At 61.8% G+C, this 26,272-nt stretch carries 29 protein-coding genes, 7 tRNA genes and 1 riboswitch; of the genes, 17 read left to right on the top strand and 19 right to left on the bottom strand.

The features are described 5' to 3' along the window. Positions 1 to 30: 30 nt before the first annotated feature. From BACI9J_RS12975 to BACI9J_RS12950, 6 genes are all read right to left on the bottom strand, one after another. On the bottom strand, positions 31 to 690 hold the full coding sequence (locus BACI9J_RS12975; RefSeq protein WP_159734745.1) for a DUF3000 domain-containing protein: 660 nt from the start codon (positions 688 to 690) through the stop codon (positions 31 to 33). 67 nt (positions 691 to 757) lie between these two features. Beyond that, positions 758 to 1,864 carry a threonine aldolase family protein gene (locus tag BACI9J_RS12970; protein ID WP_236558686.1) on the bottom strand — a complete coding sequence of 369 codons (1,107 nt, stop codon included), beginning with the start codon at positions 1,862 to 1,864 and terminating at the stop codon, positions 758 to 760. 29 nt (positions 1,865 to 1,893) lie between these two features. Then, positions 1,894 to 2,622 carry an SDR family NAD(P)-dependent oxidoreductase gene (locus BACI9J_RS12965; RefSeq protein ID WP_159734744.1) on the bottom strand — a complete coding sequence of 243 codons (729 nt, stop codon included), beginning with the start codon at positions 2,620 to 2,622 and terminating at the stop codon, positions 1,894 to 1,896. After that, positions 2,622 to 3,989: a DUF6421 family protein gene (locus tag BACI9J_RS12960; RefSeq protein ID WP_159734743.1), complete on the bottom strand. Its 1,368-nt coding sequence runs from the start codon at positions 3,987 to 3,989 to the stop codon at positions 2,622 to 2,624. Before BACI9J_RS12960 ends, BACI9J_RS12965 begins: the two co-directional genes overlap by 1 nt. Before the next feature lie 224 nt (positions 3,990 to 4,213). Next, positions 4,214 to 4,672: a peptide-methionine (R)-S-oxide reductase MsrB gene (msrB, locus tag BACI9J_RS12955; RefSeq protein ID WP_159734742.1), complete on the bottom strand. Its 459-nt coding sequence runs from the start codon at positions 4,670 to 4,672 to the stop codon at positions 4,214 to 4,216. Positions 4,673 to 4,686: 14 nt separating this feature from the next. After that, on the bottom strand, positions 4,687 to 5,178 hold the full coding sequence (locus BACI9J_RS12950) for a hypothetical protein (protein WP_159734741.1): 492 nt from the start codon (positions 5,176 to 5,178) through the stop codon (positions 4,687 to 4,689). A gap of 136 nt (positions 5,179 to 5,314) precedes the next feature. Here BACI9J_RS12950 and BACI9J_RS12945 point away from each other — a divergent pair, with 136 nt between their 5' ends. Beyond that, on the top strand, positions 5,315 to 6,571 hold the full coding sequence (locus tag BACI9J_RS12945) for an alpha/beta hydrolase family protein (RefSeq protein WP_159734740.1): 1,257 nt from the start codon (positions 5,315 to 5,317) through the stop codon (positions 6,569 to 6,571). Between the two features lie 8 nt (positions 6,572 to 6,579). Here BACI9J_RS12945 and ybaK read toward each other — a convergent pair whose 3' ends face one another. The 3 genes from ybaK to BACI9J_RS12930 form a co-directional block, all read right to left on the bottom strand. Next, complete coding sequence (gene ybaK / locus BACI9J_RS12940; protein ID WP_159734739.1) at positions 6,580 to 7,080, bottom strand: Cys-tRNA(Pro) deacylase; 501 nt, start codon at positions 7,078 to 7,080, stop codon at positions 6,580 to 6,582. 32 nt (positions 7,081 to 7,112) lie between these two features. After that, on the bottom strand, positions 7,113 to 7,574 hold the full coding sequence (locus tag BACI9J_RS12935) for a SufE family protein (RefSeq protein ID WP_178995486.1): 462 nt from the start codon (positions 7,572 to 7,574) through the stop codon (positions 7,113 to 7,115). A 90-nt stretch (positions 7,575 to 7,664) separates the two neighbouring features. Beyond that, positions 7,665 to 8,591, bottom strand: a complete 927-nt coding sequence (locus tag BACI9J_RS12930; protein WP_159734738.1) for a sulfurtransferase — start codon at positions 8,589 to 8,591, stop codon at positions 7,665 to 7,667. 208 nt (positions 8,592 to 8,799) lie between these two features. Between BACI9J_RS12930 and zapE the strand changes: the two genes are divergently transcribed. Then, a complete protein-coding gene (zapE, locus tag BACI9J_RS12925) occupies positions 8,800 to 9,840 on the top strand; it encodes a cell division protein ZapE (RefSeq protein WP_159734737.1) in 1,041 nt (346 codons plus the stop codon). Positions 9,841 to 9,876: 36 nt separating this feature from the next. Here the strand turns inward: zapE and BACI9J_RS12920 are convergent, their stop codons facing one another. From BACI9J_RS12920 to BACI9J_RS12880, 9 genes are all read right to left on the bottom strand, one after another. After that, positions 9,877 to 11,094 carry a benzoate/H(+) symporter BenE family transporter gene (locus BACI9J_RS12920; protein WP_159736466.1) on the bottom strand — a complete coding sequence of 406 codons (1,218 nt, stop codon included), beginning with the start codon at positions 11,092 to 11,094 and terminating at the stop codon, positions 9,877 to 9,879. A gap of 152 nt (positions 11,095 to 11,246) precedes the next feature. Further along, a complete protein-coding gene (locus BACI9J_RS12915) occupies positions 11,247 to 11,480 on the bottom strand; it encodes an antitoxin (protein ID WP_014921420.1) in 234 nt (77 codons plus the stop codon). A gap of 95 nt (positions 11,481 to 11,575) precedes the next feature. Continuing rightward, positions 11,576 to 13,030 (bottom strand): amino acid permease, encoded by a 1,455-nt coding sequence (locus tag BACI9J_RS12910; protein WP_159734736.1) that lies wholly within the window; start codon positions 13,028 to 13,030, stop codon positions 11,576 to 11,578. Between the two features lie 180 nt (positions 13,031 to 13,210). Then, a tRNA-Gly gene (locus BACI9J_RS12905) sits at positions 13,211 to 13,286 on the bottom strand. A 57-nt stretch (positions 13,287 to 13,343) separates the two neighbouring features. After that, positions 13,344 to 13,418, bottom strand: a tRNA-Val gene (locus tag BACI9J_RS12900). Between the two features lie 23 nt (positions 13,419 to 13,441). Continuing rightward, positions 13,442 to 13,514, bottom strand: a tRNA-Gly gene (locus BACI9J_RS12895). A 57-nt stretch (positions 13,515 to 13,571) separates the two neighbouring features. Continuing rightward, positions 13,572 to 13,646 (bottom strand) — tRNA-Val (locus BACI9J_RS12890). Positions 13,647 to 13,685: 39 nt separating this feature from the next. Next, a tRNA-Cys gene (locus tag BACI9J_RS12885) sits at positions 13,686 to 13,756 on the bottom strand. A 46-nt stretch (positions 13,757 to 13,802) separates the two neighbouring features. Further along, positions 13,803 to 13,875 (bottom strand) — tRNA-Gly (locus BACI9J_RS12880). A gap of 248 nt (positions 13,876 to 14,123) precedes the next feature. Between BACI9J_RS12880 and BACI9J_RS12875 the strand changes: the two genes are divergently transcribed. Then, positions 14,124 to 14,198, top strand: a tRNA-Val gene (locus BACI9J_RS12875). Here BACI9J_RS12875 and BACI9J_RS12870 read toward each other — a convergent pair. Next, positions 14,155 to 15,207: a sigma-70 family RNA polymerase sigma factor gene (locus BACI9J_RS12870; protein WP_159736465.1), complete on the bottom strand. Its 1,053-nt coding sequence runs from the start codon at positions 15,205 to 15,207 to the stop codon at positions 14,155 to 14,157. The two genes, BACI9J_RS12875 and BACI9J_RS12870, sit on opposite strands and share 44 nt — an antisense overlap. 134 nt (positions 15,208 to 15,341) lie before the next feature. Here BACI9J_RS12870 and BACI9J_RS12865 point away from each other — a divergent pair, with 134 nt between their 5' ends. The 14 genes from BACI9J_RS12865 to hisG all read left to right on the top strand — a co-directional run bounded on the left by BACI9J_RS12865 (position 15,342) and on the right by hisG (position 26,243). After that, a complete protein-coding gene (locus tag BACI9J_RS12865; protein WP_159734735.1) occupies positions 15,342 to 15,488 on the top strand; it encodes a hypothetical protein in 147 nt (48 codons plus the stop codon). Between the two features lie 32 nt (positions 15,489 to 15,520). Then, on the top strand, positions 15,521 to 16,426 hold the full coding sequence (locus BACI9J_RS12860; RefSeq protein WP_159734734.1) for a cytochrome: 906 nt from the start codon (positions 15,521 to 15,523) through the stop codon (positions 16,424 to 16,426). A 49-nt stretch (positions 16,427 to 16,475) separates the two neighbouring features. Next, complete coding sequence (def, locus tag BACI9J_RS12855; protein ID WP_159734733.1) at positions 16,476 to 17,048, top strand: peptide deformylase; 573 nt, start codon at positions 16,476 to 16,478, stop codon at positions 17,046 to 17,048. Then, a complete protein-coding gene (fmt, locus tag BACI9J_RS12850; RefSeq protein WP_159734732.1) occupies positions 17,045 to 17,965 on the top strand; it encodes a methionyl-tRNA formyltransferase in 921 nt (306 codons plus the stop codon). Before def ends, fmt begins: the two co-directional genes overlap by 4 nt. After that, entirely contained in the window at positions 17,962 to 19,530 is a 1,569-nt protein-coding gene (locus BACI9J_RS12845; protein WP_159734731.1) for an RsmB/NOP family class I SAM-dependent RNA methyltransferase, read from the top strand. Before fmt ends, BACI9J_RS12845 begins: the two co-directional genes overlap by 4 nt. A 36-nt stretch (positions 19,531 to 19,566) precedes the next feature. Continuing rightward, positions 19,567 to 20,241, top strand: a complete 675-nt coding sequence (gene rpe, locus BACI9J_RS12840; RefSeq protein ID WP_159734730.1) for a ribulose-phosphate 3-epimerase — start codon at positions 19,567 to 19,569, stop codon at positions 20,239 to 20,241. 78 nt (positions 20,242 to 20,319) lie between these two features. Then, a riboswitch (FMN riboswitch) is annotated at positions 20,320 to 20,476 on the top strand. 89 nt (positions 20,477 to 20,565) lie between these two features. After that, positions 20,566 to 21,270 carry a nicotinamide riboside transporter PnuC gene (gene pnuC, locus BACI9J_RS12835; protein WP_159734729.1) on the top strand — a complete coding sequence of 235 codons (705 nt, stop codon included), beginning with the start codon at positions 20,566 to 20,568 and terminating at the stop codon, positions 21,268 to 21,270. Beyond that, positions 21,267 to 22,406 (top strand): bifunctional diaminohydroxyphosphoribosylaminopyrimidine deaminase/5-amino-6-(5-phosphoribosylamino)uracil reductase RibD, encoded by a 1,140-nt coding sequence (gene ribD, locus BACI9J_RS12830; RefSeq protein ID WP_159734728.1) that lies wholly within the window; start codon positions 21,267 to 21,269, stop codon positions 22,404 to 22,406. Before pnuC ends, ribD begins: the two co-directional genes overlap by 4 nt. Then, entirely contained in the window at positions 22,406 to 23,035 is a 630-nt protein-coding gene (locus BACI9J_RS12825; protein WP_159734727.1) for a riboflavin synthase, read from the top strand. Before ribD ends, BACI9J_RS12825 begins: the two co-directional genes overlap by 1 nt. Further along, positions 23,032 to 23,727, top strand: coding sequence for a 3,4-dihydroxy-2-butanone-4-phosphate synthase (gene ribB / locus BACI9J_RS12820; RefSeq protein ID WP_159734726.1), 696 nt, complete (start codon positions 23,032 to 23,034; stop codon positions 23,725 to 23,727). The genes BACI9J_RS12825 and ribB overlap by 4 nt, the downstream gene beginning before the upstream one ends. Beyond that, entirely contained in the window at positions 23,724 to 24,428 is a 705-nt protein-coding gene (ribA, locus tag BACI9J_RS12815) for a GTP cyclohydrolase II (RefSeq protein ID WP_159734725.1), read from the top strand. The genes ribB and ribA overlap by 4 nt, the downstream gene beginning before the upstream one ends. A 17-nt stretch (positions 24,429 to 24,445) precedes the next feature. Beyond that, complete coding sequence (gene ribH / locus BACI9J_RS12810; protein WP_159734724.1) at positions 24,446 to 24,931, top strand: 6,7-dimethyl-8-ribityllumazine synthase; 486 nt, start codon at positions 24,446 to 24,448, stop codon at positions 24,929 to 24,931. A gap of 103 nt (positions 24,932 to 25,034) precedes the next feature. Beyond that, the gene (locus tag BACI9J_RS12805) at positions 25,035 to 25,298 is read left to right on the top strand and encodes a phosphoribosyl-ATP diphosphatase (protein ID WP_024820576.1); all 264 of its coding nucleotides are present in this window, start codon (positions 25,035 to 25,037) and stop codon (positions 25,296 to 25,298) included. A gap of 84 nt (positions 25,299 to 25,382) precedes the next feature. Then, on the top strand, positions 25,383 to 26,243 hold the full coding sequence (hisG, locus tag BACI9J_RS12800; RefSeq protein ID WP_159734723.1) for an ATP phosphoribosyltransferase: 861 nt from the start codon (positions 25,383 to 25,385) through the stop codon (positions 26,241 to 26,243). Positions 26,244 to 26,272: the final 29 nt, after the last annotated feature.

Raw genomic sequence — 26,272 nt, 5'->3', positions numbered from 1 at the left:
CATGACTACCCGCTGACGCGTTTTCTACAGTCAATTGAGTCTCCTGTTGGGCAATCCGGTGACGCCCGGTGGCAGCGGTGGCAAGCCCGCGAAGGTGCAGACCATATCGGACCAGGCTTCGAGGTGGGCCTGGACATCCTGGCTGGCCGGTGTCCAGGACGCCCGGAGTTCGATGTCTATGGTGTCCGGCCGCTCAGCCAAAGTCCCGAAGCTTTCGGAAAGGATCCTGGTTGCTGTGCCACCGGCGGCGCGATAGGGGGCGGCGTGGTTCTCCAAGGCATCCACGAGCCAGGTCCAGGCAACTGAGCCGAGCATGGAGTCGTTCCCCATCTCTGCATCCATTTGAGCCCTGATGTAGGTGACTATTCGGAACTCCCCTTCCCACACGGCCGAGCCGTCAGGGTCATAGAGGAGTATGAAGCGGCCGGTGGCGAGTTCGTCGTCCTCTTCGCTGGCAGGATTGCTGCTTTGACTGGCGGCGAAGGCTTTGGCTGCAGGTCCATGGACGGGAACCTGACGGGTTGCCGCTGTGGGGCTGAATACTTCGGCTCCCAAGGCAACTGCGTACGGAGCCAGTCGGGCAGGGGCGGGGATCTCGTCCAGCCGCAGTTCGCTGCGGCATTGTGCTTTCCGTAGTGATCCCAAGGCGAAGAGAAACTCCGAGGGAACCTGTGCGAGGGCGTTCACCATCGCAGATTATGCGTCCGGGACGGCGAATCTGTGCAGGCTCGCCGCCCCGGGTTGCACGTGTTATGCGTTAGGCCAGTTCGCGCTTGATGGCCGCTGCGAAAGCATCGATGTCTTCCTCCGTGGTGTCAAAGGAACACATCCAGCGAACTTCGCGGCGGGCGGCGTCCCAGTCGTAGAAAGCGAAGGACTCCCGCAGCTTCTCTGCCACTCCTTCGGGAAGGATTGCGAAAACGCCGTTTGACTGCGTTGCCTGGGTTGGCTCCACGCCGTCGATTCCCTCAACAGCCGTCCGCAGGCGGGCGGCCATGGCGTTGGCGTGGGCGGCCGAACGCAACCACAAGCCATCCTCCAGCAGGGCTATGAACTGGGCGGAGATGAAGCGCATCTTTGAGGCGAGCTGCATGTTCATTTTGCGCAGGAATTTCAGGCCATCAGCGGCCTCCGGGTTAAGTGCAACCACCACTTCGCCGAAAAGAAGTCCGTTCTTGGTGCCGCCGAAGGACAGGATGTCCACACCGGCGTCGCGGGTGAAGGCCCGGAGGGGGACGTCCAGGTGGGCGGCGGCGTTCGCCAACCGGGCGCCGTCCATGTGAAGCTTCATGCCCTTGGAGTGGGCGTGATCGGCAATGGCGCGCACTTCTTCGGGCGAATAGCAGGTGCCGAGTTCAGTGGTTTGGGTGATGGAGACTACCAGCGGCTGCGCGCGGTGTTCATCGCCCCAGCCCCAGGCCTCGCGGTCGATCAGCTCGGGGGTGAGCTTTCCGTTCCCGGTGGGCACCTGCAGGAGTTTGATCCCGCCCACCCGCTCCGGCGCACCGTTCTCATCCATGTTGATGTGTGCTGTGGAGGCACAGATTACCGCTCCCCAGCGGGGAAGGAGGGACTGCAGGGCAAGGACGTTGGCGCCGGTGCCGTTGAAGACCGGGAACGTCTCGATGCCCGGGCCGAACTGCTGCTCCAGCACCTCCTGCAGGCGTGCTGTGTACACATCCTCTCCGTAGGAGACCTGGTGCCCGCCATTGGCGCTTGCCAGTGCTGCGAGGATCTCCGGGTGTACGCCGGAGTAGTTGTCCGATGCGAACCCGCGAACCGCAGGGTTATGCAGTTGACCTGCGCCCGGTGTCTCCGTGGCGCTGTGGATTGCCTCTGTTGTGCTCGTCACTTGTTCATTCACGCTTTCAAGTCTATTTGGGCCGGCAGAAACTATGTGGACAGCAGGATGCGCCGGCCATTGAGGGTGGCGGCCGTTTGTTCAAAGAGCCCGACGGCGGCAGTCGCCAGTTCTTCAACATCAGTGAAGCCCGGGAACCGCCGTTCGGGATGGGCCTCCCGCATGGCGGCGTCGACGAGGGCTTTCACCACGAAAATCACCGCCGCGCTGTGCTGCTCCGTGGGACCCTCTTTGCTGGCCGATTGCGCGCGGCTGAAACCGTCGGCTACCGCCAGGGTCCAGGCTTCCGCGGCTGCTTTTGCTGCAGCATAGCTGGCGGCCGCAGCCGTAGGGGCCGTTGCGGTGGTTGAGGACACCATGGCAAGACGGCCATGCGGGGACGCTTCGAGTTGGCTGTAGAAGACCCGGGAGACGTTTCGGAGTGTGGTCACGGCGCTGCGTTCCATCGCCTCCCAATCCTCGTCCGTTTGGTCTTCGATGCCCTTTGCCCCGCGCCAACCGCCCACCAAGTGGATCACGCCGTCGATGTTTTCAATGCCGAGTCCGCGGACGGTGGCAGCAAGGTCCCGTACGGACTCAAGGCTGGCGAGATCGCACACCAAAGGAGTGGCGCCGTGGCCGGCTTCGGCGGCGGCGGCCTTGATCCGGACGTCGTCCGAGCCCACGGTGAGCACCCTGTGACCGGCGGCCCCCAACGCGCGCGTCACGGCGATTCCGGAAGCGCTGCTTCCGCCGGTCACGAGGATAGTCAGTGTGGTCATCAGGCCGCAGTCGCTCCCGTGATGCCGGTGGTGGACTCAATGATGGGACGCATTTTCTTCTCCAGTGCTTCGTAGAACATGGACAGGGGGAATTCGTCGTCCAGCACCTGGTCCGTGAGGCCGCGGGGCGGACCGTCCAAGGGTAGCGCTTCGGGTCCCTTGGCCCATACCGATGCCGGGTGGGGAGTCACCGTGCTTGAAATCAACTCGTATGCTGCCAGCCAGTGGGCAGCCTTGGGGCGGTCGATGGAGCGCCAGTACAGCTCTTCGATTTTGGCGCCAAGTTCCACTACGACTGCGGCAGCTTCGTCCCAGTCGATGGAGAGTTTGCTGTCCGTCCAGTGGAGGACGTGGTGCTGGTGCATCCACGCAAACAGGAGCTGGCCGCCCAGGCCGTCGTAGTTGCGCACACGGTTGCCGGTGATGGCGAAGCGGAAAATTCGGTCGAAGATCACTGCATACTGAACCAGCTTTGCGTGCTTGCGGGCATCGGGATCTGCTGCTTCGTCCTTTTCAATGCGCACCGATTCGCGGAAGGCAGTCAGGTCGCAGCGCAGCTCTTCGAGGGAGTAGAGGAAGAACGGCATGCGCTGCTTGATCATGAACGGATCGAAGGGAAGGTCTCCGCGCATGTGGGTGCGGTCGTGGATCAGGTCCCACATAACAAACGTGCGCTGGGTCAGGTCCTGGTCCTCGATCAGCTGTGCTGCGTCCTCGGGAAGTTCCAAGGATGTGGTTGCAGCGGCGGCCTTGAGTACGCGGCGGAAACGAGCGGCTTCACGGTCTGCAAAGATGGCACCCCAGGTGAACGTGGGGGTCTCGCGGACTGCCACAGTCTCAGGGAAGAGCACAGCGGAGTTGGTGTCGTAGCCCGGAGTGAAGTCCACAAAGCGGATGGGGACAAAGAGCTTGTTGGAATATTCGCCAGCTTCCAGGCCGCCAATGAACTCGGGCCAGATAACCTCGATCAGGACTGCTTCTACCAGCCTGTTGGTGCTGCCGTTCTGGGTGTACATGGGGAAAACCACCAAGTGCTGCAGGCCGTCAACGCGCTGTTCCTGGGGCTGGAACGCCTGAAGCGAGTCCAGGAAGTCCGGCACTCCGAAGCCGCCTTGAACCCAGCGGCCAAAGTCTTCCACCAGGAGTTCCAAGTAGAGGGCATCGTGAGGGAAATTCGGTGCAAGGGCGCTGATGGCGTCAGTCACGGTGGCTACAAGGCCTGCCGCCTCGGCGTGAACTGCGGAATCGGCAATGGAACCGTCCTGTTCCTGGTATGCCTGGAGGGCGGTGGCGGCAGCCTTCAAGGACATCCACTCAGCGTTGTCGGCAGTGACGCGCTGGGCGATTTCTGTGGTGGTGGTGGTCATGGAGCTTGGCCCTTTCGAAGTGGTGATTGCTTCTGGGCCGAGCGTAGCAAGCGAAAAGCATCGCTAATTCAAGAATGACCTGAGCGTAAGAAACTCTTGGGCAACTGATGGTTGTTGCCGGGTTGAGGTGAAGTCTCCGCGTAGGGAACGCCACCTACATCGTTTCCAGGCCTGTGCTGGAGATCCCGGACGGGCGGTAAAGCACCGGCCCGTCCGGGAAGCGCCTAGCTCTCTTCCGGCGTCACCAGACGCAGCGAAACGGAGTTGATGCAGAACCGCTGGTCCGTGGGCGTTCCATAGCCCTCGCCCTCAAAAACGTGCCCCAAATGGGAATCGCAGTTGGCGCAACGCACTTCCACGCGATCCATTCCCATGGTGCGGTCATGAAGATACTTCACGGTGCCCTCAGCCAGCGGTGCCCAGAACGATGGCCAGCCACAATGGGAATCAAACTTCTCCCGGCTGGTGAACAACTGGCTGCCACAGGCCCTGCACTGGTAGACACCTTCGGTATGGGTATCCCAGTACTCGCCCGTGTAAGGCCGTTCCGTCCCCGCCTGCCGAAGCACCCGGTACTCCTCGGGCGTCAACTCCTCGCGCCACTGGGAATCGCTCTTTTCCAAGGGAACGGCCGTCCCCTCAGGCGCAGAAGTCGTCTTGCTGGTGTTCTCAGGAGTGTTCATGTTTACTGCAACGCTTACGAGTCGCCGATAAATCCCGAGCCCGCATACAGATGCAGCACCGGAAGACCCAACTGATCCTGAGCCTTATTGGCCCAGTCAGTATGGAACGTGTCCGAAATGGCATGGGGCCGCGTAATGACCACAGCCTGGGCAGCATCCACCGCCCGGACCTTCGAGACCAAACCGGCCACGGCACCGCCGTCCACGACTTCCCCCGTCACGCCTCCACCCAAACCCGCCAACGCCGCAAGCGACGCAGCCAAGGTCTCGGAGGCCTCAGCCCGCTCAACCTCAGGATCCGGGTGTTGCGCAGTAAGCTCCCGGAAGGCCTTGGCAATATCAAGCAATGACAGATTCTCAAGGAAATCCACCAGGAGGTGTCGTTCAGTGTTGGACGGAACCAGAACAAACAGGGGAGCATCACCGCCGTCGAGCAATTTGGCGATGTTCACGCGGTCGTCGGGGCCGAGGGGCTCTTCAGTCAGGATGACGATGGGATCACTCATGGCTACAGCGTAGTCCCGGCGAACCGCTGACCGCAGATTTTTGGAATCTGATTCGCGCGCCGGCATTCCCCGGACGGCAACGCCGCGCGGCCCACACCTGCACACGGCAGCGCCGGAGAGCAGCAACAATGGAACCATGGCATCGACAACCCCGCCAGCGAGCGACGCTGCAGACAAGAAACTCTCCCTCCGCACCAAATGGGCAATCGCCGGCTTCCTTGCGGGCGGCACCCTTGCCGGTCTGGTGGGAGCAGGATCCTCGGCGCTCGCCGTGTACTTCGCCCGCCGGGTCATCACCCCTGCCGCCCGTCACGAGGACCAGGAAGTCCTCGCCGTGATCCGCGGTGACAAAGGTCCCCAGGTTATTTTGGCGGCCACACCGGACAGCACCATTGACGGTGTGTTCAGCCTGTTCTTCTCCGGCGGCAAGGGACACGCCAGGATCGGGCGGATTGTCTCCTACTCGCCCGCCGAGCAGACCGTGCTGCGCGAAGTCGAGGAGGTCTACAGCGGGAACCTCTCAGAGGCCCGCCGCGCATGGTGGAGCGGGGCAACGTACCCGGACCCCGCCGCGATCGGGTTGGCCGCCGAGGATGTGGACATAGAGATCGACGGCGGGAAGGCACCCGCCTGGTTAATCCGGGCCGAAGCATCTGCGGCGTCGCCGATCTGCGCCATCATGGTCCATGGACGCGGCGCTACACGCCTGGAAGGGCTACGCGCCGTCCGGACCGCACGGGAGCTGGGGATGGACAGCCTGCTGATCTCGTACCGCAATGACGGACTGGCCCCGTCCGCCCCGGATGGGCGCTATGGCCTGGGATCCACGGAATGGCGCGATGTTGAGGCCGCGATCGAATATGCCGTGGAGCGTGGTGCGCAGGAGATCGTACTGTTCGGCTGGTCCATGGGCGGGGCCATCAGCCTCCAAACAGCGGACCTGTCCAAACACCGCCACCTCATCCGCGCTTTGGTTCTGGATGCCCCTGTCATCAACTGGGTCAACGTCATGGCTCATCATGCTGAGATGAACAGAATTCCCTACAACGTGGGGCGCTACGGTCAGATGATGCTGAGCCATCCGCTGGGACGCAGGCTGACCGGACTATCCGCGCCGGTGGACTTGAAAGCCATGGACTGGGAGACGCGAGCCGTGGAACTGCGGACACCCACTTTGCTGATCCACAGCGTGGACGATGACTATGTGCCCTTCGGGCCTTCCGCAAGCCTCGCGGAAAAGAACCCGGAGATGGTCACATTTGAACCCTTCGACGGCGCCCGTCACACCAAGGAGTGGAACGTCGACCCCGAAAGGTGGGAGCGCCTGGTCCGGTCTTGGCTGCAGCGGCAATTGGCTCCGCGGAACAATCCCGGGCAGGCGGGAGCGGCATAAGGGCCAGCTTAATGCTTTTCGCTGGTCCCGATGGGAGCGGTGATGGCCTTGGTGAGACGGATGAGGTCGGCCGGGGCCAGTTCAATGTCCAGCCCGCGGCGGCCTCCCGAGACCAGGATGGCGCTGAAATTCAGGGCGGACTCGTCAACCACCGTTGGAGAGGTCTGGCGCTGCCCCAACGGTGATATTCCTCCCAGGACGTATCCCGTGCGTCGTTCTGCAGTCTTGGGGTCGGCCATGACTGCCTTCTTGGATCCGAGCGCCGCGGCAACCGACTTCAGGTCCAGGTTCCCGGATACCGGGACGATCGCCACTGCCAGGCGGCCTTCAACCTCCACCATGAGGGTTTTGAAAACCCGTTCGGGTTCGATGCCCAGGACTTCAGCGGCTTCCAGTCCGTAACTGGCCGCCCCCGGGTCATGGGCGTAGGGGTGCAGCACGAAAGGAACGCCGGCCGCTGCAAGTGCAGCAGTTGCCGGCGTTCCCTGTGAAGCCAACTTTTTGGCCATCGCTGTGGTTAAGCCCTTCAGTTTCCAGCCGGTCAGTTCTCCAGCCGGCTGGCGGCTGCGACTTTCCGCTTGATACGGCCCAGCATCGCGGTCATGCCGCGCATGCGCAGGGGAGTGATGGCCCGTGTCAGGCCCAACAGCTCAGGCATATCATCCGGAACGGCCAGGATTTCCTCTGCCGTGAGTCCATCCAGGCCTTCGTGCAAGACTCCTGCAAAGCCCCGGGTAGTGGGGGCTTCCTGAGGTGCTTTGAAGAAGAGCCGGTAGGCGCGGGCGCCGCCGTCGGGATTTTTCTCAGACTCAATAGTGAGAAACAGCGGTGACTGGCACTCCACCACCTGTTCCAGAAGCTCAGGGTGGTCCTTCAAGCGCTCCGGAAGCTCCGGCAAACCCCTCGAAAATTCGAGAAGGAGCTGCAAACGGTCCGGCTCCGTCAGTGCCTGAAAGTCGTCAACGATCTCCGCCAAGGCGGTGGGCAAAGTATTGGTACTCATCACTTCCAGCTTACGCACAACAATGGTCAATGTTTCTTGTGTACCGGAACACTACGGATGCCTTCAACGTCCGGACAGGTTGCGGACGGGCTAGCTGCGGACGAGGGCTGCCGGGACCGAGCCTCGCTCAGCACCCTTGACGATGGGAACCCGCACAGCATTGCCCCATTCGGTCCATGAACCGTCGTAGTTCCGGACGGTATCGAAGCCCAGCAGGTACTTCAGTGCAAACCACGTGTGGCTGGAACGCTCGCCGATTCGGCAGTAGGCCACCACGTCATCACCGGGTTCCAGGCCGGCCTCGCCCAGGTAGAGTGCTTCGAGCTCTTCCCGGCTGCGGTAAGTGCCGTCTTCGGCTGCAGCACGCGCCCAGGGGATGGAAGCGGCCGTGGGAATGTGACCGCCACGCAGTGCGCCTTCTTCCGGATAAGCGGGCATGTGGGTGCGCTGTCCCGTGTATTCCTCAGCCGAACGGACATCAATGAGGGGGTTGCCAAGATGTGCCAGGACGTCTTCCTTGAACGCGCGGATCGGAGCATCGTTGCGCTCCACCTCCGGGTATTCACCGGCCGCGGGCCGGGAAACGTCAGTGGTCAGTTCGCGGCCTTCGGCGATCCACTTGTCACGGCCGCCGTCGAGAAGTCGGACGTCCTCGTGGCCGAACAGCGTAAAGACCCACAAGGCGTAGGCAGCCCACCAGTTGGACTTGTCGCCGTAAATGACCACAGTGCTGTCGCGGGAGATGCCCTTGGAGGCAGCCAGGGCGGCAAAAGCGGCGCCGTCCACGTAGTCGCGGGTGACCTCGTCATTCAGGTCGGTGTGCCAGTCGATCTTGACGGCACCGGGGATGTGGCCCGTTTCGTAGAGGAGAACGTCTTCGTCGGACTCCACAACCACAAGGTTGCCGTCGGCAATGGCGCCGTCGGCCAGGGCTGCCGCGAGCCACTCAGTGGACACAAGGCGTTCCGGGTTCGCGTACGCTGCAAACTTTTCGTTCTGTTCAACTGGGTAGGACATGGTGATGGCCTTTCACTGACAACGGTCGGAGCCAGGCCGTAGAGGTAGAGCAGGGGCCGGCCGGGCGTGCTCCAACACTAACCACGGGCAGCATGGAATGCTTCCCGGCAGTCACACGGTGAAACATGGGCTTGGTCACGTGAGAGTTTCGCCAGTGTCCGATGCCGGTATTCTTGCTGGGGACCTAAAACCGAAGGAACGGACCACTGTGGTAAAGATCGAACAACTGGCTGCCCGCACACCGGCAGTCTCTGTGGAAGAACTCCTCAAAGGCTTCTACCCGTCTCCGCGATTCGGAGAGGTATCGTTCGACAGTTACCGGCCGGATCCTTCCCAGCCGAGCCAGGCAAACGCTGTGAAGCTGCTCTCCGGATTTGCCGATGCCGTGGGCACTGACGACGGTGGGGGACTCTTCAAGAAGTTGTTCGGCAAAAAGGCGCCGGCCGCGAGGGCAGGGATTTACCTCGATGGCGGTTTCGGTGTGGGTAAGACCCACCTCCTTGCCTCTCTTTGGCACCGGTCTCCTGGTCCGAAGGCCTTCGGTACATTCGTGGAATACACAAATCTGGTGGGTGCGCTGTCCTTCCGCAAGACCGTGGAGGCGTTGAGCAGCTACAAGCTGGTGTGCATCGACGAATTCGAACTTGATGATCCGGGCGATACCGTGCTCATGTCCAGGCTCATGCGCGAACTGGCCGACGCCGGCGTGAAGCTGGCTGCCACGTCCAACACCCTCCCCGGTTCCCTGGGGGAAGGGCGATTTGCTGCTGTGGACTTCCAGCGCGAGATCCAGGTTCTTGCGGACCAGTTTGATGTTGTCAGGATCGACGGCGAGGACTTCCGTCACAGAGGACTGCCCGCAGCTCCCGCGCCGCTCAAGACCGAAGAACTCAAACACAGGATGCGTGCTGAATTCGACGGGAAGACCGTGGCCGTGGATGATTTCCGCACGCTCGTCAATCACTTGGCTGCAGTGCACCCCAGCCGCTACCGCCAACTCCTTTCCGGCGTGGAAGCCGTGGTGTGGAGCGACGTCGAGACCATCACGGAACAGGCCGTTGCCCTCCGCTTCGTGGTTCTGGCGGACAGGCTTTATGACAAAGATGTGCCGATCCTGGCCAGCGGCGTGCCGTTCGATCAACTCTTCACCGAAGAGATGATGACCGGTGGCTACATGAAGAAGTACTTCCGCGCTGTTTCCAGGCTCACGGCCCTGGCACGCGAAGCCCAAAACCACGAGCCCGCCTGAGTCGGGCTTTCTGCCTGAAGTCGGGCTCCAGCACGATCAGGCTTTGTGAACAGTTTCGCGGCTCTTCAGTATCCAGCGAACCAGAATGCCGCCTGCCAAGGCCCAGAAAGCTGCGCCAATGCCGGCAACGCTCAAGCCTGATGCTGCCACCAAAAAGGTAATGCAGGCCGGGATGCGTTCCTCGGCCACCGCCAGTGCCGAGGAGATGGACGACGCCAGCGTTCCCAAGAGGGCGAGTCCGGCAACGGCTTCAAGGAGGCCGGGCGGGGCGGCTGCCACCAGGGTTACCAAGGCGGCAGAAGCAGCGGCCAGGATCAGGTAGGCAATGCCCGAGACGAACGCCGCAATCCAACGCCTGCCGTGGTCCTTGCCTGCCTCCTCACCAGCGGCCAGGGCTGCGCTGAGCGCGGCCAGGTTGATCGCGTGGCCGCCGAAGGGTGCTCCGGCAATGGTTCCAGCCCCCGTCACGAGCATGGACGGCCGCCACGGGGTGGTGTAACCGAACGATTTGAGGACCGCAACGCCGGGAATGTTCTGTGAGGCCATGGTCACGATGAACAAGGGCAGCGCCAGTCCCACCGCGGCCTCGACAGTAAAAACAGGGGTGGTCCACTCCAGCTTTGGCAGAAGACTGCCCACAGGTATGTGAACACCGGTGGACGCAATGTGAATGCCGATGACGGCAAGGGCCACCACCAGTGATGCCGGAACCGCCCATCGTGGTGCGAATTTCATCAGGATAATCCAGCACACCACCACGGGTGCGATGAACAGGGGAGTCGATCCCAAGGATTTGAAGGGTGCAAGGCACAAAGGAAGCAACACGCCGGCGAGCATTGCCTGTGCCAGTGCAGTCGGGATCTTCGCCATGATCCTCCCCAAGACGGGCAACAGTCCCGTGAGGAGAATCAGCACGCCCACGATCAGGAAGGCGCCCACAGCAGCCGGCCATCCGCCGTCGAGCATTCCAGCCGAGGCGAGCAGCGCCGCTCCGGGTGTGGACCACGCGAGCGTCACGGGCATCCGGGACCGCCACGACAACCACAGGATGCCCAGTCCAAAGGTGAGGGTGAGTGCCAGCAGCCCGCTGGATGCTTGTCCCTGATCGGCGCCCACAGCTTTCAGGCCCGCGATGACTACAGCGAACGAGGAGGTGAAACCGACCAACGCGGTGACAATACCTGCGGTGACGGGTGGTCCGAGCGTCTCCTTGGGAGCGCGACGTTGCACGGCATGGGTGGAAGCTGAAGGCATAAGGTCCAAAGTACCTGACGCGCGGAAGTCCTTGGACCGGTTCCCGATGGCCCCAAGGGCGGTTGCCGCCGCATTAAACGCCAAGGGCACCGGTGGCGCCTCTCGGCGGGACCGGTGCCCCCTTGACGTATCTGGTACGGCGGCTCAGGCAGCTACGGCTGCTTCGGCTCATCCGTGACGGGAGCCTGTCCAGGCTGACCGTCGTTCTTGGCCACGAAGTCGGAAGCGGCATTCTGGACTTTGTCGACGTGGCCGGCATACTTGCCGCCCGTCTTCTGGTCCACAAAATCCCCGGCCTTTTCGATGCCATTCTTGATGGCTTCTTCGTTGCCTTGAATGAGACCCTGAGCCTTGCCCTTCAGGTCGTCAATTAAACCCACGGGCACCTCCCTTCCATCGCGGAGCCAGTTCGCTCCTCCGCGTCCGACCCTAACACCAGTTCTCCGCCGGTGCCAAGGGTTCCGCGGCGCCTGTGGACAAACTAAGCCAACGGCGTACTGCCCACCTTGTGCCGCGGGCTGTCCGGGTTCAGGAGGGAGTGCCGGCGACCGTAAGCAAAGTAGATAATCAGGCCGATGACCAGCCATCCTCCGAACCGGGCCCAGGTTGCCAGGTGGAGTTGGAACATGAGGAAAGCCGACGCCAGGACACCAAACGCGGGGACTATGGGCATGAACGGCAGACGGAAGGTGCGCGGCGCGTCGGGTTTGGTGTAGCGGAACACGATCACCGATACGCAGACCACAACAAAAGCAGCCAGGATACCGATGTTCGTAAGGTCGGCAACTTCCTTGATGGGGAAGACTCCGGCGAGGAACGCCGAGGCTACGCCGGCGATCCACGTGACGCGCTGCGGGGTGCCATGCTTGTCAGTCTTGGCAAACCAGCCCGGGAGCAGCCCGTCACGGCTCATGGAGAACCACACGCGGGTGACACCCAGCAGGAAGGTCAACATCACGGTAAGGATGGACAGTACCGCGAACACGGAAATGATGGTGGCGATGACAGGCAATCCGACGCCGGTGAACGCGGAAGCGAACCCTGCGGTGGGATCAATGTCCTTGTAGTTCTGCATGCCGGTGAGCACCAGCGTGGCAGCTACGTACAGGAGCATGGCCACGATCAGGGAGAGGATGATGGCCTTGGGCATGTGCTTCTTGCCGTCCTTGGCCTCTTCCGCGGCGGTGCTCATGGCGTCGTAGCCGAAGACTGCGAAGAAGACGGTTGCGGCTCCTGCCATGACGGGGCCGAAGCCGCTGGGCATGAACGGATTGTAGTTCTCGGTGTTGATGTAGAAGATGCCCAGGCCGATGATGAACAGGATCAGAACCACCTTGATGGCAACAGCCACCAATTCGAAGCGGCCGAACGCCTTGGTCCCACGGCTCAGGATCCACGTCACAAGGAGGCAGACCAGGATCGCAGGAAGGTTGATGACGCCGCCCTTGCCCTCATCCGCCGTGGAGGTCATCCATGTAGGCATGTGGATTCCGATTCCGGACAGGAAAGCATCAAAGTACCCGGAGATGCCGATGGCCACAACAGCCACGATCGCGATGTACTCAAGCAGGAGATCCCAGCCGATGAACCAGCCTATGATCTCTCCCAGGGCGACGTAGCCGTAGGTATATGCCGAGCCGGCGCGGGGAATCATTCCGGCAAATTCGGCGTAGGACAACGCCGCTGCGGCCGACGCGAGGCCGGCGATCAGAAATGAAAAGAGCACTGCGGGACCCACGCCCGGGGTGCTGTCGCTGCCGTGGGCAACCAGCCCGGCCAGCGAAAAGATGCCGACTCCGATGATTCCGCCGACTCCGATAGCTGTCAGCTGCCAAAGGCCAAGGCTCTTGAAAAGCCCGCTGTGTTTGTTTTCTTCCTCGATGTCGTCGATGGGCTTGCGCCTCAGGACAGACCGGGAGGCAATCTGTTGGTTCATGGGGGTACTCCTGCCGATAGGCGTGGAACGGTGATGAGCTCGCAGTACATTATGCGAGCCTAATCACATTAGATAAAGCGACTTCTTCTGAGGAGTATCGGTTACTTCCATTAATGAATTGAATAGTTTGCAGAATCCGGGCACAAAAAAAGCAGCTCCGAAGAGCTGCTTTCTTATGTGTGGAGCGGACGACGAGATTCGAACTCGCGACATCCACCTTGGCAAGGTGGTGCTCTACCAGCTGAGCTACGTCCGCACATGCTGTCTGCCGGGCTAATGCCAGGCCTTCAACAACAAACAAGTTGCCTTGTTCTGGTGGGCGATACTGGGATCGAACCAGTGACCTCTTCCGTGTCAGGGAAGCGCGCTACCGCTGCGCCAATCGCCCGTTACCGGGTCCTTCAATAGGAGAGCGGACGACGAGATTCGAACTCGCGACATCCACCTTGGCAAGGTGGTGCTCTACCAGCTGAGCTACGTCCGCACATGCTGTCTGCCGGGCTAATGCCTGGCCTTCAACAACAAACAAGTTGCCTTGTTCTGGTGGGCGATACTGGGATCGAACCAGTGACCTCTTCCGTGTCAGGGAAGCGCGCTACCGCTGCGCCAATCGCCCATGCATCCAGCCAACAGCTGGAAGACATGGTTTTCACCGAGGTGGGTACGGGATTCGAACCCGTGTATACGGCTTTGCAGGCCGCTGCCTCGCCTCTCGGCCAACCCACCGTGTAAGCAGGATTCCGAGGAATACTTGCCTTGACAGTGCCTTGCGAGCGGACGACGAGATTCGAACTCGCGACATCCACCTTGGCAAGGTGGTGCTCTACCAGCTGAGCTACGTCCGCAGTGTCGTTTCGGCGGGCAGCCCTGCAGGCATTCCGTCGCTTTCCGACGAGTAAAAACTCTATAGGAGGTTGTTGCAAACTCCAAATCGGTAGCCTGCCTTTGACGCTTGAGGAGGCTGGATCCTTGAATCTGTGCGGATTTGGGCGAGTTTCATGGCTGTAATTCCATTGTTGTAGTTATGCCCTTGTCCCGAAGCCGCGATCCGTTTTGCATTCCGGCAATGGTCCGTTAGTGTTTTCTATGCACCGGGCGATTGGCGCAGTGGTAGCGCGCTTCGTTCACACCGAAGAGGTCACTGGTTCGAACCCAGTATCGCCCACCAAGAGAGCCCCCGGACTTCCGGGGGCTTTTTGGCTTTCCAAGGCAATTCCGGACGACTCCGTAACAGCCATGTCCTCAGGCGGCTTCCGGGTCATTGTTAGATGGATGTCCCACTCATTTTCTCTAATGGTCAGTGAGTCAACGGGCACCTTCCACGTCCTTGGTAACGGAGGCAATGGTGAGCGAACGCCCGGGGAAACGGGCGTCTGGACCCCCCAAGTGAAGGCGGCGCCCGTGAGAAGAGGGAAGAGGGCGGCCCTCATTGCTGCTTGGATGTGGTCCAGATCCAGGAGCAGGGCAGTGCACTTGGAACATTGCTCCAGGTGCGCCTGGACCTTTTGATTGGCTCGTGGGCTTAAACCTTTGCGGACGTAAGCGCCGAGTTGAGAGGAATACTGGCCGCACTCCTCTGCCGTTGAAGCGTCGATGTGCTGCTGCAGGTATATCTGCCGAAGGCGTTCCCTGGCGCGCAGTGCCAGCGCTGAAACCCCGTTCGGGTTCAAGCCCAGCACTACTGACGCTGCCGCGGGTTTCATACCCTCGATGTCCACGTACCAAAGGACAGCCTGCCACCGTTCCGGAAGGGCATTGAAAGCCCGCGCCACCGCTGTGGACTCGAAATCAGCAAGGACAGGATCCCTGGCGGCCTCCACAGAATCCAAGACACTGCGGTCCTCAGTGGGCTGTGTTCGAGAGCCCGCGCGGTTGGCCTTGTAAGCGAGCCGACGCACTGTGGTCAGTAAGTACGCGCGGAAAAATACATCAGGGCCTTTTCCCGCAGTTAGTGATTCGAGTACTGCGGCAAATGCGTCGGCGACGATATCACTGATATCAGCGAAGTTATCAGTGTGCCTGGAAGCCACATACCGGGCCAGGCCACGGTGGCGCTCGAACAGCGTCACAAAGGCCTCGGTGTCCCCTGCCCGAACGCGGGACACCAGCTCGTCATCACCTTCGGCGACTACGGACCCGTCACGATCATTCTCTTCCTGTGGAGCTGCGTTGCCCATGCCGATCCCCGTTCCGGTTACATCACAAGAAATGGATCAAACAGAAGATAGCTGACGGCCGCAGCTCTCGGTGAACGGAGTGCTAGTACTTTTGTTCTGCGTCACGAACCACCTGGGCGCGGCACTCATCAGGCATGCGCGAACACGACGAAATAGTTGAGCCTCCAGCTGCCACGGACCCTGCCCCGGCCTATGCCGATCTGGCCGGGACAGCCCCTATCCTCGCGGGCAAGCTCGCCAGGCTTTCCCCTGAACAGCTTGCCCTGATCTTCCGCGGATGAATTCTGTCGGTCCTCTATGACACAGTCTTTATATGACTGCTCCACTGCTTGCCCACGCTACTGACTACGGCCGGATGTACGCCCGCTCCACTACTGAGCAATTTTCCGTGCCGTCCATCACCACTGTGATCGGACAACAGGCTCATGCCTTGGACGGGTGGTTCAGTTACATGGGAGCAAGCAGCCTTGCTGCGGATCCCGAGCTCCCGGCCATCCTTGGCAGCCCGGCCAAAATCCGCCAGGCAATCAACAAAGCCTCCAAAGCCGCTGAGGTTTACCGGGATGCAGCCGCAGCGCGCGGAGACCGCGTCCACACTTACTGCGAACAGGTGGCCCTGCGGGCAATGGGGCGGCCGCACCGACTGCAGGAGTGCAGGGATGACTTGGCAGCCCATGGAGAGCAGGCATTTGCTGCCCGCTTTGACGAGTGGTGGGAGCTCTACCGGGTGGAGCCCCTCGCGCCGGAGATCACGGTGTGGAACAAGACGGTGGGCTATGCCGGGACGTTGGACCTCGTGGCACGGATCAACGGCCGCATCTGCCTGATTGATTACAAGACCAAAGGCACTACCCGGGACGGAACAGTCAAGGCACTGGATGACAAAGTGGTCATGCAGCTCGCCGCCGGGATGAAAGCAGAAGAAAGCCTGGTGGATCCTGTCGCAGGTGAATGGGAGCCGTGGAAGTACGGCGATAGCCCCATGTTGTTGGCAGTAGCAATCGGGGAGACTGAAGTCAGACCGCAGCGGGCCAATCCGGACATCCTCAAGCACCATTGGTGGAAGTTCTGTGCCCTGCGGCGCGTGTGGGAGATGTCAGCGGACGTTGTCGCGGCCGGACAGCCGCTGCTGCCCGTGGCCCCGCCCGTCTTTGCGTCGGCGGGTGCGGCGCCTGCCGCAGCACCTCCAGCGGCCATGTCCTCAACTAAACTGGCATAGGCCTGCAACAGCCGGGGCCTGGTTTTTCGATAGTGAGGACTGACAGCAGATGGCAATTTTGAGTATCCGAATCATCGGGGATCCGGTGTTGCGCACCGTCGCTGACCCCGTCACCGATTTCGGGCCGGAGCTCGCCAAGCTGGTAGCTGACATGACCGAAACCATGGAAGACGTCGAAGGCGCCGGCCTTGCCGCGCCGCAGGTTGGCGTCAGTCAGCGTGTGTTTACTTACCGCATCGGAGGAGTGGAAGGCCACATCATCAACCCGGTCCTGGAAAACAGTGATGACTTTCAGCCGGACGAAGTAGAAGGTTGCCTTTCCATTCCCGGGTTGGGTTTCCCCGTACGCCGTCACAGGACCACCAAGGCCACTGGTGTGGATCTTAACGGGAACCCGGTTTCGGTGGAGGCCGAGGGCATGCTGGCCCGCTGTCTCCAACACGAGACCGATCACCTTGACGGCGTCCTCTACACCGACAGATTGGAAGGCGAGGACCGTAAGGCCGCCCTGCGAGCCATCCGGAACGCCAATTACCACGCCATCACGGAGCAAACCACCTCCCAGCGCGCCAATTCGGTTGGATCCAGCTTCGGCGGCGGTAGCTTCGGGGTTTCAGAGTGAGGATTCTCTTCGCTGGAACGCCTGCAGTCGCCGTGCCCTCGTTGGACGCGCTCGTAAAGGCGGGTTTCGAGATCGTTGCGGTCCTCACCCGCCCGGACGCGCCGGTGGGGCGCAAACGCATCCTGACGCCGTCGCCGGTGGCTGTACGAGCCATGGAACTCGGCATCGAGGTCATCCGTGCGGCAAAGGTCGATGCTGAGACCACCTCCAGGATCGCGGAATTCAGGCCCGACGTCGCGGCGATCGTTGCCTACGGGGGAATCGTTCCCAAGGCTGCACTGGGCGTTCCCACCCACGGCTGGGTCAACCTGCACTTCTCCCTTCTCCCGGCTTGGCGCGGTGCTGCGCCCGTGCAGCGATCCATCATCGCCGGCGACGACGTCACGGGAGCTGCTACTTTCCAGCTCGAAGAAGGCCTGGACACCGGGCCTGTGTTCGGGACACTCACTGAAACGGTTCGTCCGGAGGACACGGCCGGCGATCTCCTGGAGCGGCTCTCCATCAGCGGCGCTGTGCTCCTGAGCCAGACCCTCTCGGCAATCGACGCCGGTCAGGCTGCTCCACAGCCGCAGCACGGGGAGGTCTCCCTTGCCCCCAAGCTGACGCTCGACGACGGACGACTGGACTGGCAGCAACCGGCCCTTGCTGTGAACCGCCGTGCGCGCGGTGTTACTCCTGAACCCGGGGCTTGGACCACATTGGAGGGCCAGAGGATCAAACTTGAACCAGTAACACTGCGGCCTGAAATCAAGGACCTTGCTCCGGGAAGCATCAGAGTGGACGGCAAATCCGTGCTGGTGGGTACCGGTTCCCATGCAGTGGAACTTGGCCGGGTCCAACCGGCCGGTAAGAAAATGATGTCGTCCGCCGATTGGGCGCGCGGCCTGGCAACACCTGAGAGAGTGGTATTCGAATGAGTGAGTCCGGCCGGCGAGGCCCCAACAACAGCGGGAGCCGGGACGGCGGCGGGGCGGGAAACCGAGGCTCACAGGGCAACCGGGGAACCGGCAGCGAAAGCAAACGCAACGCCCAGGGTCGCGAGCGAAACAGGGGACCACAGAGGGGCTTTACCAATAACGCTCCTTCGCAGCGCACGCGCCGCGCTGATCCTGCCAGGCTCGTGGCTTATGAAGTGCTCCGCGCGGTTGCTTCCGAGGATGCTTACGCAAACCTGGTGTTGCCGGCACGTATCCGGGAGCACCGGCTGGACCGACGCGACGCCGGCTTTGCCACTGAACTGAGCTACGGGGCTTTGCGTGGCCAAGGCACCTACGATGCTGTACTGGCCCGTTGCGTAGACCGTCCCCTGGAGCAACTGGATCCTGCCATCCTGGATGCTTTGCGAATCGGCGCGCACCAGCTGCTGTCCATGCGTGTTCCGGCCCATGCGGCGCTGGACCAGACTGTGGGTTTGGCACGTGCCGTCATCGGAGCCGGCCCCTCGGCGCTCATCAACGCCGTCCTTCGCAAGGTCACTGCCCACACCATGGTGGAGTGGTTGGAGATTCTGCTCGATGACGAATCCGATGAAACCAAAATCGCTGCCCTGCGTCATGCGCACCCGGAATGGATTGTCCGTGCCCTGCGTCAATCGTTGGTGAACCACGGTCGGCCCAAAACCGAAATTGATGCCCTCTTGGAGGCAGATAACGCCGCCCCGGTGGTGAATCTGGTGGCTTTGCCCGGTCTGGGGAACCTGGACGAAGCATTCGAAAATGGGGCCACAGCTGGTGAGTTGGTGGAAGATTCAGCTCTTTCTGCCGGCGGGGACCTGGGACGTTTTGAATCGGTCCGGCGCGGTACCACGCGTGTCCAGGACGTGGGTTCGCAACTTGTGGCTCGTGCTTTGGCCGGGGTTGAGCTGGGCGATCCTCCCGCCCAAGGCGAACGATGGCTGGACCTGTGCGCCGGCCCTGGTGGCAAAGCGGCGCTTCTGGCTGCTTTGGCCTACCGCGACGGCGCCACCCTGCTGGCCAACGAGCCTGCGCCGCACCGGGCCAAACTGGTTCAACAAGCATTGTCCGCCGTGCCCAATGAGGCTTGGACAGTGCGGACCGGTGACGGCCGTGAGGTGGGTGGAGAGCAGCCCGAATCTTTCGATCGTGTGTTGGTGGATGTTCCGTGCAGTGGTCTCGGTGCCTTGCGACGGCGACCGGAATCCCGGTGGCGCCGTTCTCCCAAGGACATCGGAGACTTGGGCCCCTTGCAACGCGACTTGTTGAAGTCCGCCCTTGATGCCGTCAAGCCCGGTGGCGTGGTTGCCTACGTGACGTGTTCGCCACATCCGGCCGAAACCACGGCAGTTGTTACTGACGTGCTGGCCAAGCGTGAGGACCTGGAACTGTTGGACGCCGGGCAGGCGTTGGACGACGTGAGCCTTAACGGAAACCTTGAGGCCGGTCACGAGCTCACTGCCCAGTTGTGGCCCCACGTTCACCAAACAGATGCCATGTTCATGGCAATCATCCGCAAAAAGCCGTAGCCGCAAAGACCACATCACCAACCCGAAGGGGCTGCTTTGACTCAGTGCTGTATCAACCCCAGCATCTTGTCCGCGGATTTCGTCAACCTTGAGGCGGAACTGCAACGGATCAGCAACGCTGATGCCGTCCACGTGGACGTCATGGACAACCATTTCGTTCCCAACCTGACGCTGGGCTTGCCTGTGGTGCAACGGATTCAAGCAGTCAGCCCGGTTCCGCTGGACGCGCACTTGATGATCTCCGACGCCGACCGCTGGGCACCTGCCTACGCGGACGCCGGCGTCGCTTCGGTGACGTTCCATGCCGAAGCTGCCATGGCTCCGGTCAAGCTGGCCCGGGAATTGCGCGCAAGGGGGTCCAAGGCCGGCATGGCTTTGCGTCCGGCCACACCCGTGGAGCCGTACCTGGACATGCTCAGCGAGCTGGACATGCTCTTGATCATGACCGTGGAGCCCGGGTTCGGGGGGCAATCATTCCTGGATATCACCTTGCCCAAGATCCGGCGTGCGCGGGCAGCGATTGAAGGTTCGGGGATCGGCGTCGCCATCCAGGTGGACGGTGGCATCACTGAGGAAACCATTGTGCGGGCGGCTGAAGCCGGTGCAAACGTCTTCGTTGCGGGCTCGGCAGTTTACGGGCATCAGGACCCCGCAGCGGCGATCGAGCGGCTCCGTTCAGCAGGTCAGGCCGCTGCCCGGACGAACGCCTGACGACCGTCACCACATGTTACGAAAATGGCCCGGGAATAGTCCGGACATCTTGGTAGTTGTGGCAGAATAACAACACACATACGTGCTCCGGGGTCGGTGTAAGTCCGAACCGGCGGTTATAGTCCGCGACCCGCGAGCCATGGGATGTCCAAGCAATTGGATGTTCAATGGCAGACGGTTGAACTGGTGAAATTCCGGTACCGACAGTTAAAGTCTGGATGGGAGAAGCACGTACAGTCATGCCTCGGGCGCTGCTTTAGCGACGCCCGGCGTTGCGCTGTCGTACACCCCCGGAGTCATCGCGGCTTATTGGGAAGGAACGGCATGGACTTTCTGCGATGGCTCTTCGAAGCACAGATCCCCGTTGGAGGATCTGCTCTAGTCTTACGCGAAGTGCTTGGTAACATCTTTGGGCTCCTCAGCGCCCTCGGCGGAATGCGCCGTAAAGTCTGGGCGTGGCCAATCGGCATAATCGGCAACATCCTTCTGCTCACGGTCTTCCTGGGCAATGTCTTTGGAGCGGCAGCCCCGGCCACCCTGTGGGGACAGGCCGCACGCCAGATCATGTTCATTGCAGTGGCCATCTATGGCTGGTACCGGTGGAAGCATGGCCAGGAATCAAGTGCGCAAGGGCGTGCAATCGTCCCCGGTTGGGCCAGCAACAAGGTCCGGATCGCGCTGATAGCGGCCATGGTGGCGGGCACTGCGGCACTTACGCCGGTGTTCGACTCGCTTGGCTCCTATCCACCCGTGTGGGCCGATGCCTGGACTTTCATGGGATCACTGTTGGCGACCTATGGAATGGCACGTGGATTCACCGAATTTTGGCTGATCTGGGTGGCCGTTGACATTGTGGGCGTGCCGCTGCTGTTCAGCGCGGGTTACTACGCCAGCGCGGTGATGTATTTGTTCTACGGCTTCTTCACTCTCACCGGGTTCTTCGTATGGTGGCGGGCCGAAAAGCGCGAACGTGCCGCCCGTAATGCCGGGCCGGTAGAAGTTGCCTTATCCGCGGGGGCCGTCCGATGAACTTCGAAAACACCCCTTACAGTGCAGCAGAAGCTGCGGCCATGGAGGCCGCGCTGAAGGCTGCCCTTGCCGGTCCCAGGGGAGCCAATCCCTTGGTTGGTGCGGCAATCCTCAGCCCGCAGGGCGAGCAGCTGGCAATCGGTTATCACCGGGGTGCCGGAACGCCCCACGCTGAAGCGGACGCCATTTTCGAAGCCCGGAAGAAGGGCGTCGACACCGCCGGAACCACCATGGTTGTCACTTTGGAGCCCTGCAACCATGTGGGCCGAACCGGGCCTTGCGCCCAAGCGATCATTGATGCCGGAATAGCGAAGGTGATTTACGCCGTCGACGACCCCCATGATCCTGCCGCAGGCGGCGCGCGCACGCTCACTGCCGCCGGTGTTGAGGTGAGGTCCGGGCTGGACGGCGGTAAGGCGCTTGAGATGAACCGTGACTGGTTCGACGCCGTTGCCGCCAAGCGTCCTTTCGTCACCTTGCATATTGCCCAGACCCTGGACAGCCGGATTGCTGCCGTGGACGGCACCAGCCAGTGGATCTCCTGTCCGGAGTCCCTGGCAGACAACCACGGATTACGTGGGTTGATCGACGCGATCCTGGTAGGTACCGGCACTGTGTTGATCGATAACCCGCGCCTGACGGCCAGGACTGCCGACGGCGAACTTTCTGCTCACCAGCCTCTTCGGGCCGTGATGGGCCTGCGGGAAGTTCCTGAGGACGCTGCAGTCCGCGGAACTGACGGGCGTTTTGTTCACCTGCCCACACGTGATCCGGCCGAAGCCTTGGGGATGCTGTTTGAACAGGGAGTCCGTCACCTCATGGTGGAGGGAGGCTCATCCATTTTGAGCACGTTCCTTGCAGCAGACCTGGTGGACGAACTGATCGTCTACATTGCGCCCACATTGCTCGGATCCGGCACTCCGGCGCTGAATGACCTCGGTATCACCACGCTGGCAGACGCCCAGCAGTGGTCCTGGGATGAAGCCGGCGGCGGCGCTGTGCGCGTTCTGGGCAACGACCTTCGGCTGCACCTCCGCTCACCACGGGGGGCCTCCGGCATTATCAAGAATTCGGTTTCGCAGAAGAACATGGCTTCTCACAGCGATACTGCGGAATATCTCACAGGAGGACACTGATGTTTACGGGAATCGTTGCTGAGCAAGGCACTGTGCTGGGCATTGAGCATGATGGCCACGCCAGCGCAACACTGCGACTCAAAGCGCCCACCACGGCGGAAGGATTGCCGCTGGGCGGCTCAATCGCCGTCAACGGGGTGTGCCTTACAGCCACGGAAATTGATGGCCAGGACTTCAGCGTTGATGTCATGGGGGAGACACTGATCCGGACCACGATCGGCGAGCTGGTGGCAGGAGATGCGGTCAACCTCGAACGCTGCGTTCCGGCCGGTGGCCGGCTGGACGGGCATGTTGTCCAGGGCCACGTGGATGGTGTGGGTGAGCTGCTGGAACGCGAGCCGCTGGGAAACTGGGACCGGCTGCGGTTTGGAGTGCCGGCCACGCTGGCGCGGTACATTGCCGAGAAGGGTTCGATCGCCGTCGACGGTGTCTCACTGACCGTGACGGCTGTGAGTCCCGCCGCGGAGACGGCACCGTGGTTTGAGGTGGGGCTGATCCCCACCACGTTGGAAGAAACAGGTTTGGGTGCCAAGGCTGTGGGAGCCAAGGTCAACATCGAAGTTGATGTGTTGGCCAAGTACACCGAGCGCCTTCTGTCCTTCGCGCCTCAGCAAGGAGGCGCAAAATGAGCGCTCCCGCCAAGACAACCCCGGCCGGCGCGCGACGCACCGGCCTCGATCCTGTTGAATCGGCTATTGCCGCAATGGCAGCCGGCCAAGCCGTGATCGTGGTGGACAACGAAGACCGCGAGAACGAAGGCGACATCATCTTCGCTGCCGAACACGCCACGCCGGCACTCATGGGATGGACCATCAGGTATTCATCCGGCGTCATTTGTGTTCCCTTGGATGGCGAGCGTGCGGACGCCCTGGTCCTCCCACCCATGGTGGAAATCAACGAGGACGCCAAGGGCACTGCTTACACTGTTTCCTGCGACGCCGCGATCGGCGTCAGCACAGGAATCTCGGCCACTGACCGCGCATTGACGGCCCGGATTCTTGCAGATTCGAGCAGCACTCCTGCCTCAATTACGCGTCCCGGGCATATTTTCCCGCTGCGGGCAGTTAACGGGGGAGTGCGTGAACGTCCAGGTCACACGGAAGCTGCCGTGGACCTGTGTCGTCTTGCCGGGCTCGCTCCGGTGGGTGTGATCGCAGAGTTGGTACATGACGACGGTGAAATGATGCGGCTGGACAGTCTGCGCGATTTCGCCGCTGAACATGGATGCCCCCTCATCTCCATTGAGGACCTGGTGTCGTATGTTGAGGCGGTAGAGTCCCGGACGGCACATGTTTCACAGGAGGACGAGGAGAAGCGATGACCGCATCGACCACACGCAGCAGTGACCACACCGGCCCCGGGCCGCACCCCGTCAGTGGTGGGCCGATCGTGCAATTGCCCACGGCGTTCGGTGATTTTGTGGCACAGGCCTGGACAGACCTTGAGACCGGCCACGAGCACCTTGCCGTGAGTTCGCCCACCCCGCCCAAGGGCGGCCGTGCACCATTGGTACGGTTGCATTCCGAGTGCCTCACCGGTGACGTGTTCGGTTCCTACCGCTGCGACTGCGGAGAGCAACTGGCCTTTGCCCTGGAGCTCATCCACGCGGAGGGCGGGACCCTGCTCTACCTGCGCGGCCAAGAGGGCCGGGGAATCGGGCTGGCCAACAAGATCAAGGCTTATGCGCTGCAGGAAGCCGGCTTTGACACCGTGGAGGCCAACGAGCAGCTCGGACTCCCTGTGGATGCACGTTCCTACACTGCGGCAGGCCAGATCCTGGCGGAGATGGGATTGCACGAGGTCAGGTTGCTGAGCAACAACCCGGACAAGCAAAACCGCCTGGCCCAGGCCGGAGTCACCGTTGTGGAGATGGTGCCCACTGAGGTTCCTTCCCGCGAACAGAACCTCCGCTACCTGCAGACCAAGAAAGACCGGATGGACCACCTGCTGGCGCTCGAAGTGGAGCCTGTCAGCAACGGCAAAACACCGGCACCCCGCCCCTTTGACAGCAAACAAGACTGAACGGAATTCCAGTAAATATGAGCGGCCACGGCGCACCCACAATTGACCTCACCACCCTCAACCCCGAGGAAACCTCACAGCTGAAGCTGGCCATCGTTGCCGCAAGCTGGCACACGCAGATCATGGACGGCCTGGTTGACGGGGCCCTCCGCGCAGCCAAGGAAGCCGGCATCGCCGAGCCCACGCTGCTGCGCGTTCCGGGCAGCTTTGAGCTTCCGGTTGCCGCGGCCAGGCTTGCGCCGCACTTTGACGCCGTCGTAGCCCTCGGCGTGGTGATCCGCGGCGGCACGCCACACTTCGACTACGTCTGCCAGGCCGCGACGTCGGGCCTCACCGACGTCAGCGTCCGCACCGGGGTGCCGGTTGGGTTCGGCGTCCTCACGTGTGACACCGAGCAGCAGGGGATCGACCGCGCCGGTCTTCCGGGTTCCCAGGAGGACAAGGGCCACGAAGCAGTGACTGCTGCCCTTGCCACGGCTGTGACCCTCAAACAGTTCAGCTGAAGTTAATGACGAAGGGGATGTGGGTGTGTCTTCACTCACATCCCCTTCGTCATGCAACGCACCAACAAGCGGTCCTCGGCCCGGAGCAAGTAGTCTGGAGGGCGTGAAGAATTTCGAGACGCTGTTCGCAGAACTGAGTGAGAAAGCAGCGACCCGCCCGGCAGGTTCGCGTACGGTTGCCGAACTGGACTCCGGAATCCACGGAATCGGTAAAAAGGTGGTCGAAGAGGCCGCCGAAGTCTGGATGGCCGCGGAATACGAGTCGGACGAAGCCGCCGCTGAGGAAATCTCCCAGTTGCTGTACCACCTGCAGGTCCTCATGCTCGCCAAGGGCCTCACCTTGGAAGACGTTTACAAGCATCTCTAGCCACGCCACTCCGCCCATATCCGGCGGAGCCCCCTGCGTGGCCAAGGTGCCTGAAAACCTCCATTCCAAAAAGAAAGTCTCCCAATGCTCCGTGTAGCAGTCCCCAACAAGGGATCCCTGTCCGAAGCCGCCTCGGCAATGTTGTCCGAGGCCGGTTACCGCCAGCGACGCGACTCCCGCGAACTGGTGATGGTTGATCCCGACAATGACATTGAGTTCTTCTTCCTCCGCCCCCGCGACATCGCTGTATATGTGGGCCAGGGAACCCTGGACGTAGGAATCACCGGCCGCGACCTCCTGCTGGACGCCAAGGTGGAAGCCGAAGAACTGCTTCCCCTGGGCTTCGCGCCGTCCACGTTCCGTTTCGCGGGCCCCGTAGGTGACTTCAGCGCCGTCGAGCAGCTCGAAGGCAAACGCCTCGCCACCAGCTACGACGGACTCCTGCGCGACTACCTCTCCGAGCGCGGCGTGAACGCCACCGTGGTCCGCCTGGATGGAGCCGTGGAGTCGTCGGTGCGCCTCGGCGTAGCGGACGCGATTGCCGACGTCGTGGAAACAGGCAACACCCTCAAAGCTGCCGGCATGGAGATCTTCGGCGATCCCATCCTGAAGTCCGAGGCTGTGCTGATCCGCCGCTCCGGCTCGGGCGGTGCAGCAAATGGAACAGCCAAGGAAATCGAGATCCTCATCCGGCGACTCCAGGGTGTCCTCGTGGCACGCCAGTACGTCCTCATGGACTACGACATCCGCAAAGACCTGGTTGAAGACGCCGCAGCGCTGACTCCGGGCCTTGAATCTCCCACGGTCTCGCCCCTGCGGGATTCCGAGTGGGTTGCGGTGCGATCCATGGTTCCCAAGAAGGAAACCAACCGGATCATGGACGAACTGTACGACCTCGGCGCACGCGCCATCCTGGTCAGCAGCATCCACGCCTGCCGTATCTGATCCAGCGCGCATCCAACAGCGCGCATCAA

The organism is Arthrobacter sp. 9V, assembly GCF_902506065.1.
In the GTDB taxonomy this organism is placed as follows: Bacteria; Actinomycetota; Actinomycetes; order Actinomycetales; family Micrococcaceae; genus Arthrobacter.
Note: the sequence above shows the minus strand (reverse complement) of the source record. Positions and strands in the feature narration are given on the sequence as shown.

Coding starts and splice junctions, on each gene's coding strand:
- BACI9J_RS12910 (WP_159734736.1), bottom strand. CDS start 13,030: ATGAACCAACAGATTGCCTCCCGGTCTGTCCTGAGGCGCAAGCCCATC.
- BACI9J_RS12950 (WP_159734741.1), bottom strand. CDS start 5,178: ATGAGTGATCCCATCGTCATCCTGACTGAAGAGCCCCTCGGCCCCGAC.
- BACI9J_RS12860 (WP_159734734.1), top strand. CDS start 15,521: ATGACTGCTCCACTGCTTGCCCACGCTACTGACTACGGCCGGATGTAC.
- BACI9J_RS12920 (WP_159736466.1), bottom strand. CDS start 11,094: ATGCCTTCAGCTTCCACCCATGCCGTGCAACGTCGCGCTCCCAAGGAG.
- BACI9J_RS12870 (WP_159736465.1), bottom strand. CDS start 15,207: ATGGGCAACGCAGCTCCACAGGAAGAGAATGATCGTGACGGGTCCGTA.
- def (WP_159734733.1), top strand. CDS start 16,476: ATGGCAATTTTGAGTATCCGAATCATCGGGGATCCGGTGTTGCGCACC.
- ribD (WP_159734728.1), top strand. CDS start 21,267: ATGAACTTCGAAAACACCCCTTACAGTGCAGCAGAAGCTGCGGCCATG.
- hisG (WP_159734723.1), top strand. CDS start 25,383: ATGCTCCGTGTAGCAGTCCCCAACAAGGGATCCCTGTCCGAAGCCGCC.
- BACI9J_RS12975 (WP_159734745.1), bottom strand. CDS start 690: ATGGTGAACGCCCTCGCACAGGTTCCCTCGGAGTTTCTCTTCGCCTTG.
- ribB (WP_159734726.1), top strand. CDS start 23,032: ATGAGCGCTCCCGCCAAGACAACCCCGGCCGGCGCGCGACGCACCGGC.
- ybaK (WP_159734739.1), bottom strand. CDS start 7,080: ATGGCCAAAAAGTTGGCTTCACAGGGAACGCCGGCAACTGCTGCACTT.
- BACI9J_RS12930 (WP_159734738.1), bottom strand. CDS start 8,591: ATGTCCTACCCAGTTGAACAGAACGAAAAGTTTGCAGCGTACGCGAAC.
- BACI9J_RS12945 (WP_159734740.1), top strand. CDS start 5,315: ATGGCATCGACAACCCCGCCAGCGAGCGACGCTGCAGACAAGAAACTC.
- BACI9J_RS12960 (WP_159734743.1), bottom strand. CDS start 3,989: ATGACCACCACCACCACAGAAATCGCCCAGCGCGTCACTGCCGACAAC.
- pnuC (WP_159734729.1), top strand. CDS start 20,566: ATGGACTTTCTGCGATGGCTCTTCGAAGCACAGATCCCCGTTGGAGGA.
- BACI9J_RS12845 (WP_159734731.1), top strand. CDS start 17,962: ATGAGTGAGTCCGGCCGGCGAGGCCCCAACAACAGCGGGAGCCGGGAC.
- ribA (WP_159734725.1), top strand. CDS start 23,724: ATGACCGCATCGACCACACGCAGCAGTGACCACACCGGCCCCGGGCCG.
- ribH (WP_159734724.1), top strand. CDS start 24,446: ATGAGCGGCCACGGCGCACCCACAATTGACCTCACCACCCTCAACCCC.
- BACI9J_RS12965 (WP_159734744.1), bottom strand. CDS start 2,622: ATGACCACACTGACTATCCTCGTGACCGGCGGAAGCAGCGCTTCCGGA.
- msrB (WP_159734742.1), bottom strand. CDS start 4,672: ATGAACACTCCTGAGAACACCAGCAAGACGACTTCTGCGCCTGAGGGG.
- BACI9J_RS12935 (WP_178995486.1), bottom strand. CDS start 7,574: ATGAGTACCAATACTTTGCCCACCGCCTTGGCGGAGATCGTTGACGAC.
- BACI9J_RS12865 (WP_159734735.1), top strand. CDS start 15,342: ATGCGCGAACACGACGAAATAGTTGAGCCTCCAGCTGCCACGGACCCT.
- BACI9J_RS12825 (WP_159734727.1), top strand. CDS start 22,406: ATGTTTACGGGAATCGTTGCTGAGCAAGGCACTGTGCTGGGCATTGAG.